This window comes from Rheinheimera sp. KL1, assembly GCF_001275035.1.
Taxonomy (GTDB): Bacteria; Pseudomonadota; Gammaproteobacteria; order Enterobacterales; family Alteromonadaceae; genus Pararheinheimera; species Pararheinheimera tangshanensis.
On sequence record NZ_LAMX01000027.1, the window covers coordinates 1 to 14988 of the forward strand.

Here is a 14988-nt window from a genome sequence, read left to right on the forward strand (position 1 = left end):
CTATACCAGTGTGAGAAAATCTGTTGATAGTTCAGGGGAGTCCATATAAGGGGCGACCGTTATGGTCGCCCGTCTCAAATTCCAATTCAATGCTGAGCGAAAACACCAAGCTAACAAAGCAGCAGCTTTAACTACACAAGTCTCAGATTTAACCAAAGTAGTTGAAGTTGCGGCGAGGCGGCAAGTGGTCGAGAACATGAAGCCAACAAAGCAGCAGCTTTAACTACGCAGGTTAAACAGATATAAAGCAAATATCAGGGTTATTTCAGGTAAAAAGCTCTGACAAATTTGATACTACAACTATCAAATCTGTCAGGAGAGTCTGTGATGAATAACAAATGGTTGATCAGCTCATGTATTGCGACAGCCGCAGGAATAGTTGCAGGGGCAACCTACCTGTTGTTTTCTGAATATTCAGTTTTATCTGGCGGTCAAAGTTGGGTGTTAAGTGCCACTTGGTCCAGTGTCATGTTGTGGCTCTTTGTCTCCATGTTTCTGCTGGCGTTGTTGTTTAATATTCTGGCCTTTCTGGAACTGGAACGTCAGGAAGAAGTGCTGAACCCTATGTGGTGGCCACAAGGCACTAAGCTTGGGCGACAACAGCAACAGTTCAAAGAAAATACTCAGCATTTATTGCAGTTTTTTGGCCGTGAAATGGAATCGGTAGAAGACTGTGATTCTCACTTCTTAGTTCGCCGTCAGCAGCAGGCTTTGTTGCTTTATATCCAACCTGAATTGGATCAGGCTTTAACTGTGGCCCAGGTTCGTTCTGTATTTCAGCAAATGTTATCGCTCAATTGTCAGCGTGGCTTAATTGTCTGCTATCAGAAAATTAATAGCCAGGTGCGTCTGTTTGCAGCTGAGGCGGGGATCGAACTTTTTGACCAACAGCGACTGAAAAAATACATCAATGCTGAAAATTTCAGTCAATTAGCGCTGATATAAGGCTGATGTAAAGCTATATAAAGCTTTCGTCATGTTTTTATCGCCAAATTTGTCATGATGATCAAGCGTTTACGAATGTTAGACATGGAACGAACAAAGATAACGGATTACACACTTCCTGCCTGGCCAGACACTGTCTGGCCATTTTTTTAACCTCCACACTGAGCTGTCCTGAGTTTTATTCTGCATCCCTGAGAGAGTTTAAATACAGCTGCAAAGAGCTACTTTTACTAAGGGCTTCGCTTTATACACCTACTGGGTTTGGTGCCGCGTTACTCAAGTCTGTATTACAAAAGAAGCTGCTAAAACCCCTGCGGATTAAAAGGGAGCTGATTGTGCCTGATGGACGAGATAACTTGTGATAAAAAAGCCAAGGCAATAGCTCTGGCTGATGGCTGTGCTAAGAGGCGCGACTTAATGCAACTTGAAGCTACGCACTGCGTTTTCCAGTGTGCCTGCAGCTGTCGCGACCTGAGCGCTTTGTTCTAAAGTCGAGGTAGCGCGTTCAGTACTTTGTTCTGCTAACTCCACCATACTGTGCATACTCTGTTCTATCGCAGTACCAAGTTGCAATTGACTGGATGTTGTAGTGGCTATGTTATCGCTGATCTGATGCATGGCTTCAATAGCATGATTAATTTCAGCTAAGGCTGTCATCAACTGACCGTTTTGTGCCACACAGTTATTCGCATCCATCTGGCCTTTTTCGATAGATTTTACCGCATGTATACTTTGTTGTTGCAAACTGCCGATCATAGTGCGGATTTCATCTGTGGCTTGCTGACTGCGCACCGCTAAAGAACGGACTTCGTCTGCAACAACCGCAAAACCGCGACCTTGCTCACCTGCTCTGGCAGCTTCTATCGCTGCATTTAATGCCAGCAGGTTGGTCTGTTCGGCGATGCCACGAATGGTGGTCAGAATGCCACCTATGTTGTTTGATTCAGTATTTACCGCCTGCATGGTCGTGCTGGTATCATTCAGCTGTTGCGCCAACTCCTGGATCAGGCTGTTATTGGCTGCTGAGACCTGATCAATTTGCTGGCTTTGCGTCAGAGCTTGCTGCATTTGTTGCTGCGCCATATCTGCCTGTTCAGCAATCTGATGGGTATTGGTTGCCAATTGATGGGTAATACCGTTTACCTCTGCCACCTGATGATGTTGGGTACTTAAAGCCTGGTGAATAGCGCTGACTTCCTGACTGGATAAACGCGCACTTTGATTCAGTTCCAATACGCCTTGCTGGATTTGCTCAATCAGTTGTCGCAGGGCTTTGATCAGTGTGTTGACATTGGCGGATAATTCACCAAACTCGTCGTCTGAATTAATGCTCAGCTCTCGGCTTAAATCGCCTTTTGCGATTTGATCCAGCACTCTGTTGATACCGGCTAAAGGCGTGATCATGGCTTTAATCGTCAGATAAGCAGCACCTATGGCCAGACCTACCAACACAATCAGCATGATGACCGCTCTTATGGTGCCTGAGTTTAAGGCTGAGGATAAATTCTGCTGTAGAGAGTTAAACTGACTATCCGCCTGGCCAATCATTTGATCCAATGCAGCCACAGCCTGAGTCACTTGTTGTTCAGACAAATCCAGTTGCTGCCTTGCTGTTTGCAGCTGGCTGACCTGTAGCAACTTAATGCTGACCAGACTATTTTCACTTTCAATCCTGCTCTTTGCCTGAGCGAGCTGTGCCAGGAAATCCTGCCACAAATCATCAGCTCCCACTTGCTTCACTATATTAGCAATGTAATCCAGGTTGCTTTGCATATCACTAAAAGCAAACTCCAGATTCTCCTGGCTGCTGGCAAGTTGCGCCGGATCGGTCATGGCTGCGATTTCGCGCACAGTTTTCATCAAACCTAACAACTGACCATCCACCCGGCCTGCAGCACCTTCCAATAAAGCCATTTGTGCACTTTTGCCGGGAGCTTCTAAAAATGAAATATCAACCAGTGTGGCGCCAGCAGCATCGATCAGATTTTCTAACTCTTTCAGTTCTGCCGCCGCTTTATCTGCCAAAGCTATAGCTTCTAAACGCGATGTAAATAGCTGTTCTACAGCTTGTTGATAGGCTAAAGAGGTTTGTTGAGCTTCAGCTAAAGGTTTTTGCAGACCAGGCTCTTTTGCAACTAAAGGGGTCAGACTGGTCATTTTGCTACGGTAAACGTCTGACGTCTGGATAAATTCGTTTTGGTATGCGGTAATTTTGGTCGCATCTTCGGCGGTATAACCCAGAGCAGATAACTTCGCTAGTTTAAGGAGCTGAATTTGCGCCATATTGCTTTGTTGTTGCACCGGCACTGCGGTTTCATTCATCTGGCTGCTGGTGCTATTCACTACAGCGAAACTCCAGAGTGACGATAAACTGGCGACTAATAGCAGCAAGGCAATAAAGCCAAAGCCCAGATAAATTTTATGTGCGACACGAAGTTTCATAGACAAATTCCAACTGCTGTTATGGTTTTAGTATTGGTTAGAAAAAAGGCAAAAGATAATGGAAGGCTGAAACTAACAAAGTTTTTTTAACTGGTCTAGCCAGATTGGTGCAAATTTAGTTTTTTCTTATAAAAAAAGAGCACCGTTTTGGTGCTCTTTGTTAAAAGGCGTAATTAAACTAATGGTTTAAAAACTGCTTAATAAATTAGCCGGTAATAAAGAATTTAAACGGCCATGACGTAACAGTTCAGCTGCTTTTTCGATATCAGGTGCAAAGTAGCGGTCGACATCATAAAAGCTGACTTCTTTACGTAGCAGAGCCTTTGCCTGTTCCACGGCTGCAGCACCTTTAAGTGGCGCACGGAAGTCCATACCCTGAGCTGCTGCCAGATATTCAACGGCCAATACGCCTAAGGTATTTTCTGCCATATCTGCTAAACGACGGGCAGCAAAAGTGGCCATAGACACATGGTCTTCCTGATTAGCTGAGGTAGGTAAGCTGTCGACAGACGCCGGATGCGCCAGAGATTTATTCTCTGAAGCTAAAGCTGCAGCTGTGACCTGAGCAATCATAAAGCCGCTGTTTACGCCGCCGTTATTGACTAAAAAAGCCGGTAACTTGCTTAAATGTGAGTCGATTAACAGTGCCATACGGCGCTCTGAAATAGAACCAATTTCAGCAATAGCCAAAGCCAGATTATCGGCTGCCATAGCCACAGGTTCAGCGTGGAAGTTACCACCAGAGATAATGTCATCTTCTGCAGCAAACACCAGTGGGTTGTCAGTCACACCATTGGCTTCTACCAATAACACAGAAGCTGCAAAACGGATTTGCGCTAAACAGGCACCCATCACCTGAGGCTGACAACGCAAACTGTAAGGGTCTTGTACTTTTTCACAGTTGATGTGTGAGTCGGCAATTTCTGAGCTTTCACCTAATAAATGGCGGTAAATCAGAGCGGCATCAATCTGGCCTTGCTGACCACGCACAGCATGAATACGGGCATCAAAAGGCGAGCGGCTGCCCATAGCGGCTTCCACACTCATTGCGCCAATCACAGAACCTGCTGCATATAAGTCTTCTGCACGGAATAAACCTTCCAGAGCAAAAGCAGTGGACGCCTGAGTACCGTTTAATAAAGCCAAACCTTCTTTAGCCGCTAACGTAATAGGCTCTAAACCCGCTATAGCTAAACCTTCTTTGGCCGAGTAAATCTGACCAGCGATACAGACTTCGCCTTCACCAATTAAAGGCAACACCATATGAGATAAAGGTGCTAAGTCGCCTGAGGCGCCGACTGAACCTTTTTTCGGAATACAAGGGTAGACACCAGCATTGACCAGTTGGATCAGCGCGTTAATCACCAGCGGACGCACACCTGAATAACCACGGGCCAAAGAGTTAATTTTCAGCACCATCATTAAACGTACTGTGCTGTCGTCCATCAGATCGCCAAAACCAGCAGCGTGCGATAAAACGATAGAACGTTGCAGCGTTTCCAGTTTGTCTTTTTCAATTTTGGTATTGGCCAATAAACCAAAACCAGTATTGATGCCGTAGACAGTGCGGTTTTCTGCGACAATTTTTGCCACAGTAGCAGCGGATGCTTCAATAGCTGGTAAAGCGGCCGGGTCTAACGTCAGAGTCACAGCATGTTGTTGTACCTGACGCAGTTGCGCCAGAGTCAGTTCACCAGGGGTGATGGTTAAAGCGTAAGTCATGTTGTTATCCTTCAAATTAGTTCTGGTTAACCATTGGCAGATCAAGGCCTTGTTCGCGGGCGCAATTTTTCGCTATGTCATAACCTGCATCGGCATGACGCATCACGCCAGTGCCTGGGTCATTCCACAATACGCGGCCTAAACGACGTGCTGCGGCCTCTGTACCATCGGCTAAAATCACCACACCAGAATGCTGGCTGTAGCCCATACCTACGCCACCGCCGTGGTGCAAAGACACCCAGGTCGCGCCGCCTGCTGTGTTAAGCAGAGCATTTAATAATGGCCAGTCAGATACAGCGTCTGAGCCATCCAGCATGGCTTCGGTTTCGCGGTTTGGACTGGCGACAGAGCCTGAATCCAAATGGTCACGACCAATGATAATAGGGGCTTTTAATTCGCCGTTTTTCACCATTTCGTTAAATGCTAACGCAATGCGGGCGCGGTCTTTTAAACCAATCCAGCAAATACGGGCTGGTAAACCCTGGAATTTAATGCGCTCCCGCGCCATGTCCAGCCAGCGGTGTAAATGTGGATTGTCAGGGATCAGCTCTTTGACTTTTGCGTCAGTTTTGTAGATATCTTCCGGATCGCCAGATAACGCCACCCAGCGGAATGGACCTATGCCTTCACAAAACAGTGGACGAATATAAGCGGGCACAAAACCCGGATAATCAAAAGCGTTCGCTACACCCATATCAAGCGCCATCTGGCGGATATTGTTGCCGTAATCCACAGCCACAGCGCCTTTGCTTTGCATATCCAAAGTAGCCTGAACCTGAATGGCCATAGAAGCTTTAGCGGCTTGCACTACTGCAGTTTCGCTTTCAAGGCGGCGTTCTGCTGCTTGCTGCATAGTCCAGCCTTGTGGCAGGTAACCGTTTAACGGGTCGTGCGCAGAAGTTTGGTCAGTCACTACATCAGGAATGATATTGCGCTTCACCAGTTCAGCGAAGATATCAGCAGCATTGCCTAATAAGCCGATAGAAGTGGGTTTACCTGATGCTTTGGCAGCTTCAAGCTGAGCTAAAGCTTCATCCAGGTTGTAGGCTTTTTGGTCAACATACCCAGTGCGCAGACGGAAATCGATACGGGATTCGTCGACTTCACAGGCAATCATATGAAAACCAGCCATAGTGGCCGCCAATGGCTGAGCGCCACCCATGCCACCTAAACCACCGGTCAGAACCCATTTACCCTGTGGCTCACCGGCAAAATGTTGTTTCGCTATGGCGACAAAAGTCTCGTAGGTGCCCTGAACTATGCCCTGAGTACCAATGTAGATCCAGGAACCTGCTGTCATTTGGCCGTACATCATCAGGCCTTGTTTATCCAGCTCGTTAAAATGTTCCCAGTTGGCCCAGTTAGGTACCAGATTAGAGTTAGCCAGCAACACACGAGGCGCGTCCGGGTGAGTCGGGAATACACCGACGGGTTTACCGCTTTGGATCAATAAGGTCTGGTCGTCATTTAATCTGTCCAGTACTTCGATAATTTTGTCGTAACAAGCCCAATCACGGGCAGCACGGCCTATGCCGCCGTACACCACTAAAGAGGTTGGATGCTCGGCGACTTCAGGGTCGAGGTTATTCATCAACATACGTTTGGCGGCTTCGGTCTGCCAGCTTTTGGCGGTAATTTCACTGCCGCGGGCGGCACGGATCACACGGCTTGGGTCTAAACGTGGATTGCTCATAGGGTTATCTCTTTAAGTCTTAGGGTGGATAGTCAGGTGCCCGCCTAAACGATAGCGGCTGCCTGCAGAGGTCAGATAGGCAAAACTGACAGCACCACCCCGACTGAAGGTGCGGCGTGTCAGGCGTAAACAAGGTTCAGAAGCTGGTATTTTTAAATGCTGACGGGTCAGTTCATCCGGCAATACGGCTTCGACTATATGCTCGGCGTCTGTCAGTGGCGCCACAGCACTTAAGTATTCATGCGGTGTTTGCAAAACAAAGTCCTGAGCTAAATAGTCCGGCACTTGCTCTGGATTGACATAACGGGCTTCCAGCTGCAGTGGCTGCTGGTTTTCGTAGTGCACAATGAGTGAAAAAAACACCGGCGCATTGCGACTTAAACCTAATGCTGTGGCAACCACACCAGGGCAAGGTAAGCTGGTCAGTTGCACTAATTCTGCTTTATGAAAATGACCACGGCGCTGAATTTCATCGGCAATATTACGGATTTCCAGCAAAGAGGATTGCGACTTAGGTGAGGCGACAAAACTACCAACCCCCTGAGTGCGATACAACACGCCTTGTTCGGTCAGTTCCTGCAAAGCACGACGTGCAGTCATGCGGCTGACTGCAAACTGAGTCGCAAGCTCGTTTTCTGATGGAATACGGCTATGCTCAGGCCAGGCCGCAGTTTCGACCTGACTCAAAATGTAATCTTTGATCGTGGCAAACTTCTTTTGCCCGGCACTGTTGTCCATGGTTGTTTTGACACCTCAAGTGGAATGCAGAGAAAAATAGCTGAATTTGGTTGTATATACAAGTTGATCGGGTAGAATTAATTTCAGGCCGATAAGAGCAAACCACAAGCCGTGCAGGGGAATAAAATGCAAGTCTTTGATGCAATTTGGATTAATGTCAATTTAGCTACTATGACTGATAACGGTCAGCCTTATGGAGCTATTAGTAATGGCGCCCTGGCGGTGAAAGATGGCCGTATCGCCTGGTTGGGTCCTAAAGCAGAATTGCCAGAAACTGACTTGTTATCAACTCCTTTGTATGATGGCAAAGGCCAGTGGTTATTGCCGGGTTTTATCGACTGCCACACCCATCTGGTGTATGCCGGCAGCCGCGCTAACGAATTTGAAATGCGCTTAAATGGCGCTACTTATCAGCAAATCGCAGAAGCGGGTGGTGGTATTAAATCCACTGTGGCGGCCACCCGTGCCGCCAGCCACGAAGAGTTATTTGTGCTGGGTAAGCAGCGCTTAAATGCGCTGTTGAGTCAGGGCGTGACCACTGTTGAAATCAAATCTGGTTATGGCCTGGATTTGGAAACGGAGCAAAAAATACTCGAAGTCGCAGCAGAGCTTGATCGCACTCATCCAGTTGATATTCAGAAGACCTTTTTAGGCGCTCATGCCTTGCCGGTGGAGTATGCCGGTCGGCCAGATGAGTATATGCAGTTGGTTGTGGATGAAATGCTACCTGCGCTGCATCAGCAAGGTTTAGTGGATGCCGTCGACGTGTTTTGTGAAGGCATAGGTTTTTCGGTTGCGCAAAGCCGCTTGTTATTTGAAAAAGCCAAGGCCTTAGGTTTGCCAGTCAAGGCGCATGCTGAGCAGTTATCGCATTTAGGTGGTGCGAGTTTAGTGGCTGAATTCAGTGGTTTATCTGCCGATCATATTGAATACCTGCAAGAACAAGACGTGCTGGCGATGAAAGCTGCCGGCACTGTGGCAGTAGTTTTGCCGGGTGCTTTTTACTTTTTACGTGAAACCAAGCTGCCGCCTTTTGAGCTATTGCGCCAGCATCAGGTGCCTATGGCGATATCTACCGACTTAAACCCTGGTACTTCGCCTTTCTGTAATGTGCCTTTAATGCTGAATATGGCCTGTACTTTATTCCGTTTTACGCCACAAGAAGCTATAGCAGGAGTGACCCGACACGCTGCCGCAGCTTTAGGCATGGCCGACAGAGGCAGCTTGGCTGTAAGCCAACTGGCTGATTTTGGTCTGTATCAAATCAGTCAGCCAGCAGAGTTGTGTTATCAGTTTGGTGTGAATAGCTTAACTCAACTGGTCAAGGGCGGGCGCGAAGTCAATTTGCGTGGACTGGGCTAACTTTACAAGGCAGGAAAACAGAGTAATCTTAAGATCTTATTGATCTTTTGAGTGCTGGCTGTGCTGTTATCTTCCCGGTCTTTGTTGTCTGCTTTATTGCTTACCAGCTCTGCCCCAGCTTTGGCTCAGGGTTTGGTAAGCCAGCCTTCGTTTTATCTGCTTGTTTTGTTAACTTTGCTGGTGCTGCTACTCGCACTTTGGGTTGTGCTGCTAAAAAAACAGTTGGTAGCGCAAAAGGCTGTTCAGCAAGACGCTAAACCCAAAGATTTGTCCTTTTTATCTTTGCGCGATGACACCAGTGGTTTACCGAATAAACTGCAGTTACAGCAGCAGTTTGAACTTTGGTGTCGTAGTCACCCCAATCAAAAAGCGTCCTTGCTGCTAGTGAAAATTCAGAACTTTGAGCGGGTAAATCAGGCGCTTGGCCACCAGAATGCCAATCTGGTGTTAGTGCAGATAGCACAACGTATCAACGCAGCAGTGCAGCAGGATCAGGAATTACTGGTGCTGGAACAGCAAGACAAACACACCAGTAAAGTGGCGCATATAGGTGGAGTCGATTTCGTACTTTGGGTCGATGCCAGTATCCGCCAGCATGCAGCAGAGCAAATAGCCCGCCGATTGGAGCACACTGTACCTGAAGCTTTGCTTATTCATGGTTGTGCTGTGGAATATCAACTACAAAGTGGTATTGCGCATTATCCGCAGCATGGCGAGTTGTTATCTGATTTGATAGACCGTGCCTATCTTGCGATGCAAAACCGGCAATGGATGCACAGCAGCTCTGGGGTTTTTCATCCGGATCTAATCAGTTACAACAACGATAAACTAGGGTTAATGGCTGAATTGCGTCATGCTATTGGTCAGCAGCAATTGAAACTACATATTCAGCCGCAAATTGCCTTAAGTTCCCGTCAGGTATTAGCAGGTGAAGTCTTAGTGCGCTGGCATCATCCCCGCCGTGGTTTGCTGGGACCCACTGAGTTTTTAGAGCTGGCTGAACAAATGGGGGTGATTTACCCGCTGACGCAATGGGTGCTGGAAAAAGCCGTGATGACGTTGGCAGAGCTTGCAGCGCAAGAGATCCATTGCAAGATAGCTGTGAATATTTCCAGCAAAGATTTACTGCAGGATGAACTGGTCGATAGCATTGAGCTGCTATTGAAACGTCACAGAGTGCAAGCTTCGCAACTGGTACTGGAACTGAAAGAGAGCGCGTTGGTGGCCGAACCCGACAAAGCTATGCGGATGCTAAAACACCTGGCGCAGCTTGGCGTAGAACTGGCGCTGGATGATTTTGGTACTGGATTTTCCTCGCTGGCTTATTTGCGTGAACTGCCGATCAGCCAGGTCAAAGTAGATTGCTCCTTTATCTTTGACTTACACCGCTCTGATACTCATACCGCTATAACGGGAGCCATTATTGATATGGCAAAAAATATGAATTTTATCGTGGTGGCCGAGGGGATTGAACAGCCTGAAGTGGAGCAAAAACTAATAGCTATGGGCTGTGCCAGAGGGCAGGGCTTTTTATATGCCAAGCCCTTTGCACTGGATGCCTTTCCTGAGTGGGTCAAGCAGTGGAGCTATAGCAAGGCGACCTATTAAAGCTGCTCCTTACCAAACAAAAAGGCGCAGACCAAAGCTGTTAAGATTTGCCCTGCGTCATTCATTCCTGCGGCTAAGCCCGCAGGGTGCTGGGCTGGCGCAGCTTCTGCCAGATGCAGATAACGGCTTTGAGTCTGACTTGCAAGCAAATAGACGAAATGCTCAGCTTGTTGCACTGATACTCCGCAACTGTTGTAGGCGCTGACCGGCATACCAGTAATAGCGTCTGTATCCAGTTCTATACCAAACACCTGCTGTGGATCACGTTGGCTTAACCAGAGTTTAAGTAGTTCTGGCCAAGGGGCCTGTTCCCGCACAAAAAGTTGCTGATAACTGAATACATCCACACCAGCGGTTTTAATTTGTGCTAACGAGCTGGCCGAGTTTTTCAGTTCATGCAAGCCCATCACCAGATACTTATCTAAATGGCCCTGAGCTTTGGCATAACTAAAACCATTACCGCTGTGACGGCCTTCCAGTAAACGAAAATCTGCATGAGGGTCGAGGTTGATACAATTGACCGCCTGCTGCTGGTTTTTCGCTAAAGCGCTTAACAACGGCAAACTGTTGTTATGACCACCACCTATCACTATAGGAGTTAAACCCGCCTCGAAAATAGCCAATAACACAGGCTCTAAACGTAAATCAATCTCTGCACAGAGGCTGCGTAAAGTAGCGACATCGGCATTTTGACTTTGCTGTTGCAGGTCGGCGCAGTTCAGTTCACCCAATAACAGTATCTGTGATCCGTCTAAAAATTCGTTTTGCTGCAAGTTAATAAATTTATGGATAAAAGCCTGCCAGCCCAGATCGGAACCACCCTGACCCAAATTGGCGCGTGGGCCTATATCTTCAGGCACGCCGAGCAACACAAAAGCACAGCCTTGTTGTTTAGCTGCAGTTAAAGCTTCTGCCAGAGGTAAAACAGGATCGGTATAACATAGTACTTGACCCAGGCGGGTTTCACCGTCCCGGACCTGTTGAAAGGCCGCCAAAGAGGCGGCCTGATAACGGATTAGCGCGTCACTCATCTGCTATTCCAGATCTAAAGGCTCAGGAGATAAAATAATGCCAGTATTGTCGGCATACAAATGATCGCCAGGTAAAAAGGTCACACCACCAAAGTTGACCGGGACTTCGTGTTCGCCAAAACCACGGTCATCGGCACCTACAGGAATAGCATTAACCGCCTGAATACCTATATCAAAGTCTTCCAGAGTGTCGACATCACGCACACTACCGTAACAAACAATACCTTCCCAGCCATTGGCCGCAGCGATAGAAGCCAATTCACCATCAATCAAAGCGCGGCGCGAAGAACCACCACCGTCAATCAATAATACTTTACCTACGCCAGGTTCAGCTAAAGCCTGACGAACTAAACCGTTGTCTTCAAAACATTTAATGGTCTGGATTACGCCGCCAAAAGAACGGCGACCACCGTAGTTGGCGAAAATGGGTTCAACCACATCGATCATGTCTGCGTAAAGGTCACATAATTCCGAAGTGTTATATTCCATGTTGTGCTCCAAACTTAAGTCTTTGATCAAAAACACAGTATACCCGTCTCACCTGAAGCTGCAAGGTCGTTGACAGCGCTCAATCTGCTCCATGCTGATTTCTCAGCAGTTATTCATACCTAAGTTTTCACTATTCTGCTGTCGCTTGATTGTGACTCTGCATTGCCAGTGTTAAGGTGATTTTGCTAATTTAATTTAAGTTGTTTAATCAGGACTTTGCCTTTGAACTCAGAGCTGTTAGCCCGTACCTTGTTGCACCTGACACAGATAGGGTTTGCCGTTACCCTTACTGCTTTGCTTTGGTATTTTTTTAAAGTCTATCAACGTAGTTATCTGAAATCATGGGCTATTGCTTTCAGCTGTTTTACCGCTTATGCCACCTTTATTTTGGTTGAAATATTTTGGCAGCCAGTGTTTGCTGCCGAATTTCTTGGTTTAGGCGTCAAGTTTTTATACATCAGCTTCTGTTACGGTTTTGCGGTTTGGATTTTAGTTGGGGTGTATGAGGCGGTTAAACAGCAGCGACTGGCAACCCGAACTGTCAATCAATTGCTATTGCTGGTGACAAGCATAGCTTTGCTGTCTGTGACTCTGTTTTTACTGCTGCCGCAGTGGCAGGAGATGACCTTATATTTGCAGTTTTATATGCGTCTGGTGCTGATAGGCTTTGCCTTGTGTGTGGCCGGATTCTGGCTTTGGAGTTTAACCAAACGAATTTTTGCAACTAAAGTAGTCGCCAGTGCTATGTTGGCTTGGGGAAGCTTATTTTTGGCCAGTGCTGGCTCTATGCTGCTGCATGATGTTCAGGAAGAATCTATCCAGATCATACTGTATTTTAAACATTTGGAGCTGCTGGTTCAGGTCATTCTGGGGTTAGGTCTGATCATTTGGTTGCAAGAAGACGAACGTAGCACCAACCAGCAATTAACCGCCAAAACTCAATATCTGGACAGCCACGACCCCTTAACCGGCGCATTAAACCGCGATGCTTTGTTGCGGCAATTATCCTTGGTTTTACAGGCGGATAAACCCATCATTTTGCTGATGATAGGTTTAGATAGTTTTAAAGTAGTGAATGAATCTGTTGGCTTAAAACAGGGCGACCGTATTTTACGTGAAGTGAATCGTCGCTTTGAATCCTCTATTGTCAAACCTTGCTTAATAGCCCGTACCGGTGGCGATATCTTTGCTTTAGTGTTGGAGGATTGCACAACAGATCGGCAAAAGTTATTTGCGCTGCAGCATCTGGAACAGTTAATTGAAAAGCCTTTTACTACAGACAGTGGCCTGATCAAACTGACCGCCAGCATAGGTCTGGCTTGCGCGCCCCAGCACGCTGTGGAAGCAGATATGCTGTTGCAAAAAGCCAATATTGCGTTTCACCACTGTAAACGTTTGCAGCAACGCTGTACTTTTTACCAGCCGGGTATGGAAGAAGAGTCGGCTCGCTTACTCAGTTTGGAAAAAGATTTGTTGTTGGCGTTGGAGCATGATCAGTTTGTATTTTATTTTCAGCCGCAATGGGATCTGCGTGAACAAAGAATTGAGGCTTTTGAAGCCTTAGTGCGTTGGGAACATCCACAAAAAGGCTTGTTGATGCCTTGTCAGTTTTTACCGCTTGTAGAGCAGGTTGGATTGAGTAAAGAGCTGGATTTACTGCTACTGGAAAAAGCAGTCTGCACTTTAGCTGAGTGGAAAAAACAAGGTATTCAGGTGCCACTGGCCGTGAATATGTCACCTGTGCATTTTCAGGTTGATGGTTTAAAAAGCCGTATTCAACAGTTGCTGCTCAAGTATCAGGTATCACCCGCTGTATTGGAGTTGGAGATCACAGAAAATACTGCTATGGGCGATATGGAAAAAGGCTCGAACTACATTAACGAGCTGCAACAAATGGGGATCAGGGTTTCTATTGACGACTTTGGTACCGGCTATTCCTCTTTAGGTTATTTGCGCAAAATGCCGATCGACAAAATTAAAATAGACCGTAGTTTTGTTACTGAGATGGCCGCCAACGATTCCGATATGATGATAGTCAAGACTATGATCACGCTGGCGCATGGTTTGGGCAAACGCATTCTGGCAGAAGGGGTAGAAACTGAAACTCAGTTGCTGCTGCTGCGTACTTTAGCCTGTGATGCGATTCAGGGCTATTTATTGGCCAAACCTTTACCTGAAGCAGAAGCTTTAGCGTTGCTAAATGGTTGCGCTTTATCGCGCTAATTGATTATTTTTTGTCATGTGTTTGTCACTAAGCCACTTTAAGCTGAACCTAGTCAAAGCAAAACGGCGGCTTGCTTATGTGGTTACAACGACTTGGAGTATGGGATCAGCGTTGTTTTCTTATGCTGTTTAGTAAAAGTGAACGCAAGCGCATCCATCAACTCAGTTTCTGGTGCTCCAAAACCGGTGACGGCCCTTTGTATCTGGTTTTAGTGGCGCTATTGTTTGCCTTCGAACTGACTCACGCCAGCGCTTTTACTGAACTGCTGCTGCTGAGTTTTGCTATTGAATTGCCTCTGTATCTGGTGTTAAAAAACTCTATTCGTCGTCAGCGCCCTTACCAGTTGATGGCAGGCATGATGCAGGCTCATATCGAAGCCTCAGATAAATTCAGTTTGCCATCGGGCCATACAGCTGCCGCTTTTGTGGTGGCTAGCACCTTGTTATCTTTTTATCCGGACTGGGCCTGGTTGGCCTTTAGTTGGGCCGGTTTAATAGGCTTATCCCGTATTCTGCTAGGCGTACATTTTCCGCTGGATATTCTGGCTGGCTCGTCTTTAGGTCTGTCTAGTTGTCTGGTGGCGCAACAAATCCTGCATTGATTCTGCAACTTTTATTAAATATTTCACAGTGAGCCTGGTAAAAGTCTGCTTGCTTTGTATTCCCTCTCTATAATTACTGGTAGTTTCTATATCCTTAGCTGATTCAACTGCTTGCGCAGTATTTTTTGGAGTT

At 46.9% G+C, this 14988-nt stretch carries 11 protein-coding genes; 5 read left to right on the forward strand and 6 right to left on the reverse strand.

All coding sequences use genetic code 11. From position 1 onward, the window contains the following. The first annotated feature begins 327 nt into the window (after nt 1–327). A complete protein-coding gene (locus tag WH43_RS15895; protein WP_053425580.1) occupies nt 328–945 on the forward strand; it encodes a restriction endonuclease in 618 nt (205 codons plus the stop codon). A gap of 414 nt (nt 946–1359) precedes the next feature. On the opposite strand, the gene WH43_RS15900 is transcribed toward WH43_RS15895, so the two are convergent. The 4 genes from WH43_RS15900 to hutC form a co-directional block, all read right to left on the reverse strand. Continuing rightward, the gene (locus tag WH43_RS15900; protein WP_053425581.1) at nt 1360–3387 is read right to left on the reverse strand and encodes a methyl-accepting chemotaxis protein; all 2028 of its coding nucleotides are present in this window, start codon (nt 3385–3387) and stop codon (nt 1360–1362) included. A 186-nt stretch (nt 3388–3573) separates the two neighbouring features. Further along, a complete protein-coding gene (gene hutH / locus WH43_RS15905) occupies nt 3574–5109 on the reverse strand; it encodes a histidine ammonia-lyase (RefSeq protein WP_053425582.1) in 1536 nt (511 codons plus the stop codon). 16 nt (nt 5110–5125) lie between these two features. Then, nucleotides 5126–6802: a urocanate hydratase gene (gene hutU, locus WH43_RS15910; protein ID WP_053425583.1), complete on the reverse strand. Its 1677-nt coding sequence runs from the start codon at nt 6800–6802 to the stop codon at nt 5126–5128. A 12-nt stretch (nt 6803–6814) separates the two neighbouring features. After that, entirely contained in the window at nt 6815–7540 is a 726-nt protein-coding gene (gene hutC, locus WH43_RS15915) for a histidine utilization transcriptional repressor HutC (protein WP_053425584.1), read from the reverse strand. A 126-nt stretch (nt 7541–7666) separates the two neighbouring features. Here hutC and hutI point away from each other — a divergent pair, with 126 nt between their 5' ends. Both hutI and WH43_RS15925 read left to right on the forward strand, forming a co-directional pair. Next, nucleotides 7667–8902 (forward strand): imidazolonepropionase, encoded by a 1236-nt coding sequence (hutI, locus tag WH43_RS15920; RefSeq protein ID WP_053425585.1) that lies wholly within the window; start codon nt 7667–7669, stop codon nt 8900–8902. Between the two features lie 60 nt (nt 8903–8962). After that, on the forward strand, nt 8963–10510 hold the full coding sequence (locus WH43_RS15925; protein ID WP_053425687.1) for a putative bifunctional diguanylate cyclase/phosphodiesterase: 1548 nt from the start codon (nt 8963–8965) through the stop codon (nt 10508–10510). Here the strand turns inward: WH43_RS15925 and WH43_RS15930 are convergent. Continuing rightward, nucleotides 10507–11541, reverse strand: coding sequence for a formimidoylglutamase (locus WH43_RS15930; RefSeq protein ID WP_053425586.1), 1035 nt, complete (start codon nt 11539–11541; stop codon nt 10507–10509). The two genes, WH43_RS15925 and WH43_RS15930, sit on opposite strands and share 4 nt — an antisense overlap. 3 nt (nt 11542–11544) lie before the next feature. After that, entirely contained in the window at nt 11545–12030 is a 486-nt protein-coding gene (rraA, locus tag WH43_RS15935; RefSeq protein WP_053425688.1) for a ribonuclease E activity regulator RraA, read from the reverse strand. Between the two features lie 222 nt (nt 12031–12252). Between rraA and WH43_RS15940 the strand changes: the two genes are divergently transcribed. Together WH43_RS15940 and WH43_RS15945 are read left to right on the forward strand one after the other, a co-directional pair. After that, complete coding sequence (locus tag WH43_RS15940) at nt 12253–14253, forward strand: putative bifunctional diguanylate cyclase/phosphodiesterase (protein ID WP_053425587.1); 2001 nt, start codon at nt 12253–12255, stop codon at nt 14251–14253. A gap of 77 nt (nt 14254–14330) precedes the next feature. Continuing rightward, a complete protein-coding gene (locus tag WH43_RS15945; protein WP_053425588.1) occupies nt 14331–14855 on the forward strand; it encodes a phosphatase PAP2 family protein in 525 nt (174 codons plus the stop codon). The last annotated feature ends 133 nt before the right edge of the window (nt 14856–14988 follow it).

What these genes read in the sequence shown, in the direction of transcription:
- WH43_RS15895 (WP_053425580.1), top strand. Translation starts at nt 328, where the DNA reads ATGAATAACAAATGGTTGATCAGCTCATGTATTGCGACAGCCGCAGGA.
- WH43_RS15900 (WP_053425581.1), bottom strand. Translation starts at nt 3,387, where the DNA reads ATGAAACTTCGTGTCGCACATAAAATTTATCTGGGCTTTGGCTTTATT.
- hutH (WP_053425582.1), bottom strand. Translation starts at nt 5,109, where the DNA reads ATGACTTACGCTTTAACCATCACCCCTGGTGAACTGACTCTGGCGCAA.
- hutU (WP_053425583.1), bottom strand. Translation starts at nt 6,802, where the DNA reads ATGAGCAATCCACGTTTAGACCCAAGCCGTGTGATCCGTGCCGCCCGC.
- hutC (WP_053425584.1), bottom strand. Translation starts at nt 7,540, where the DNA reads ATGGACAACAGTGCCGGGCAAAAGAAGTTTGCCACGATCAAAGATTAC.
- hutI (WP_053425585.1), top strand. Translation starts at nt 7,667, where the DNA reads ATGCAAGTCTTTGATGCAATTTGGATTAATGTCAATTTAGCTACTATG.
- WH43_RS15930 (WP_053425586.1), bottom strand. Translation starts at nt 11,541, where the DNA reads ATGAGTGACGCGCTAATCCGTTATCAGGCCGCCTCTTTGGCGGCCTTT.
- rraA (WP_053425688.1), bottom strand. Translation starts at nt 12,030, where the DNA reads ATGGAATATAACACTTCGGAATTATGTGACCTTTACGCAGACATGATC.
- WH43_RS15945 (WP_053425588.1), top strand. Translation starts at nt 14,331, where the DNA reads ATGTGGTTACAACGACTTGGAGTATGGGATCAGCGTTGTTTTCTTATG.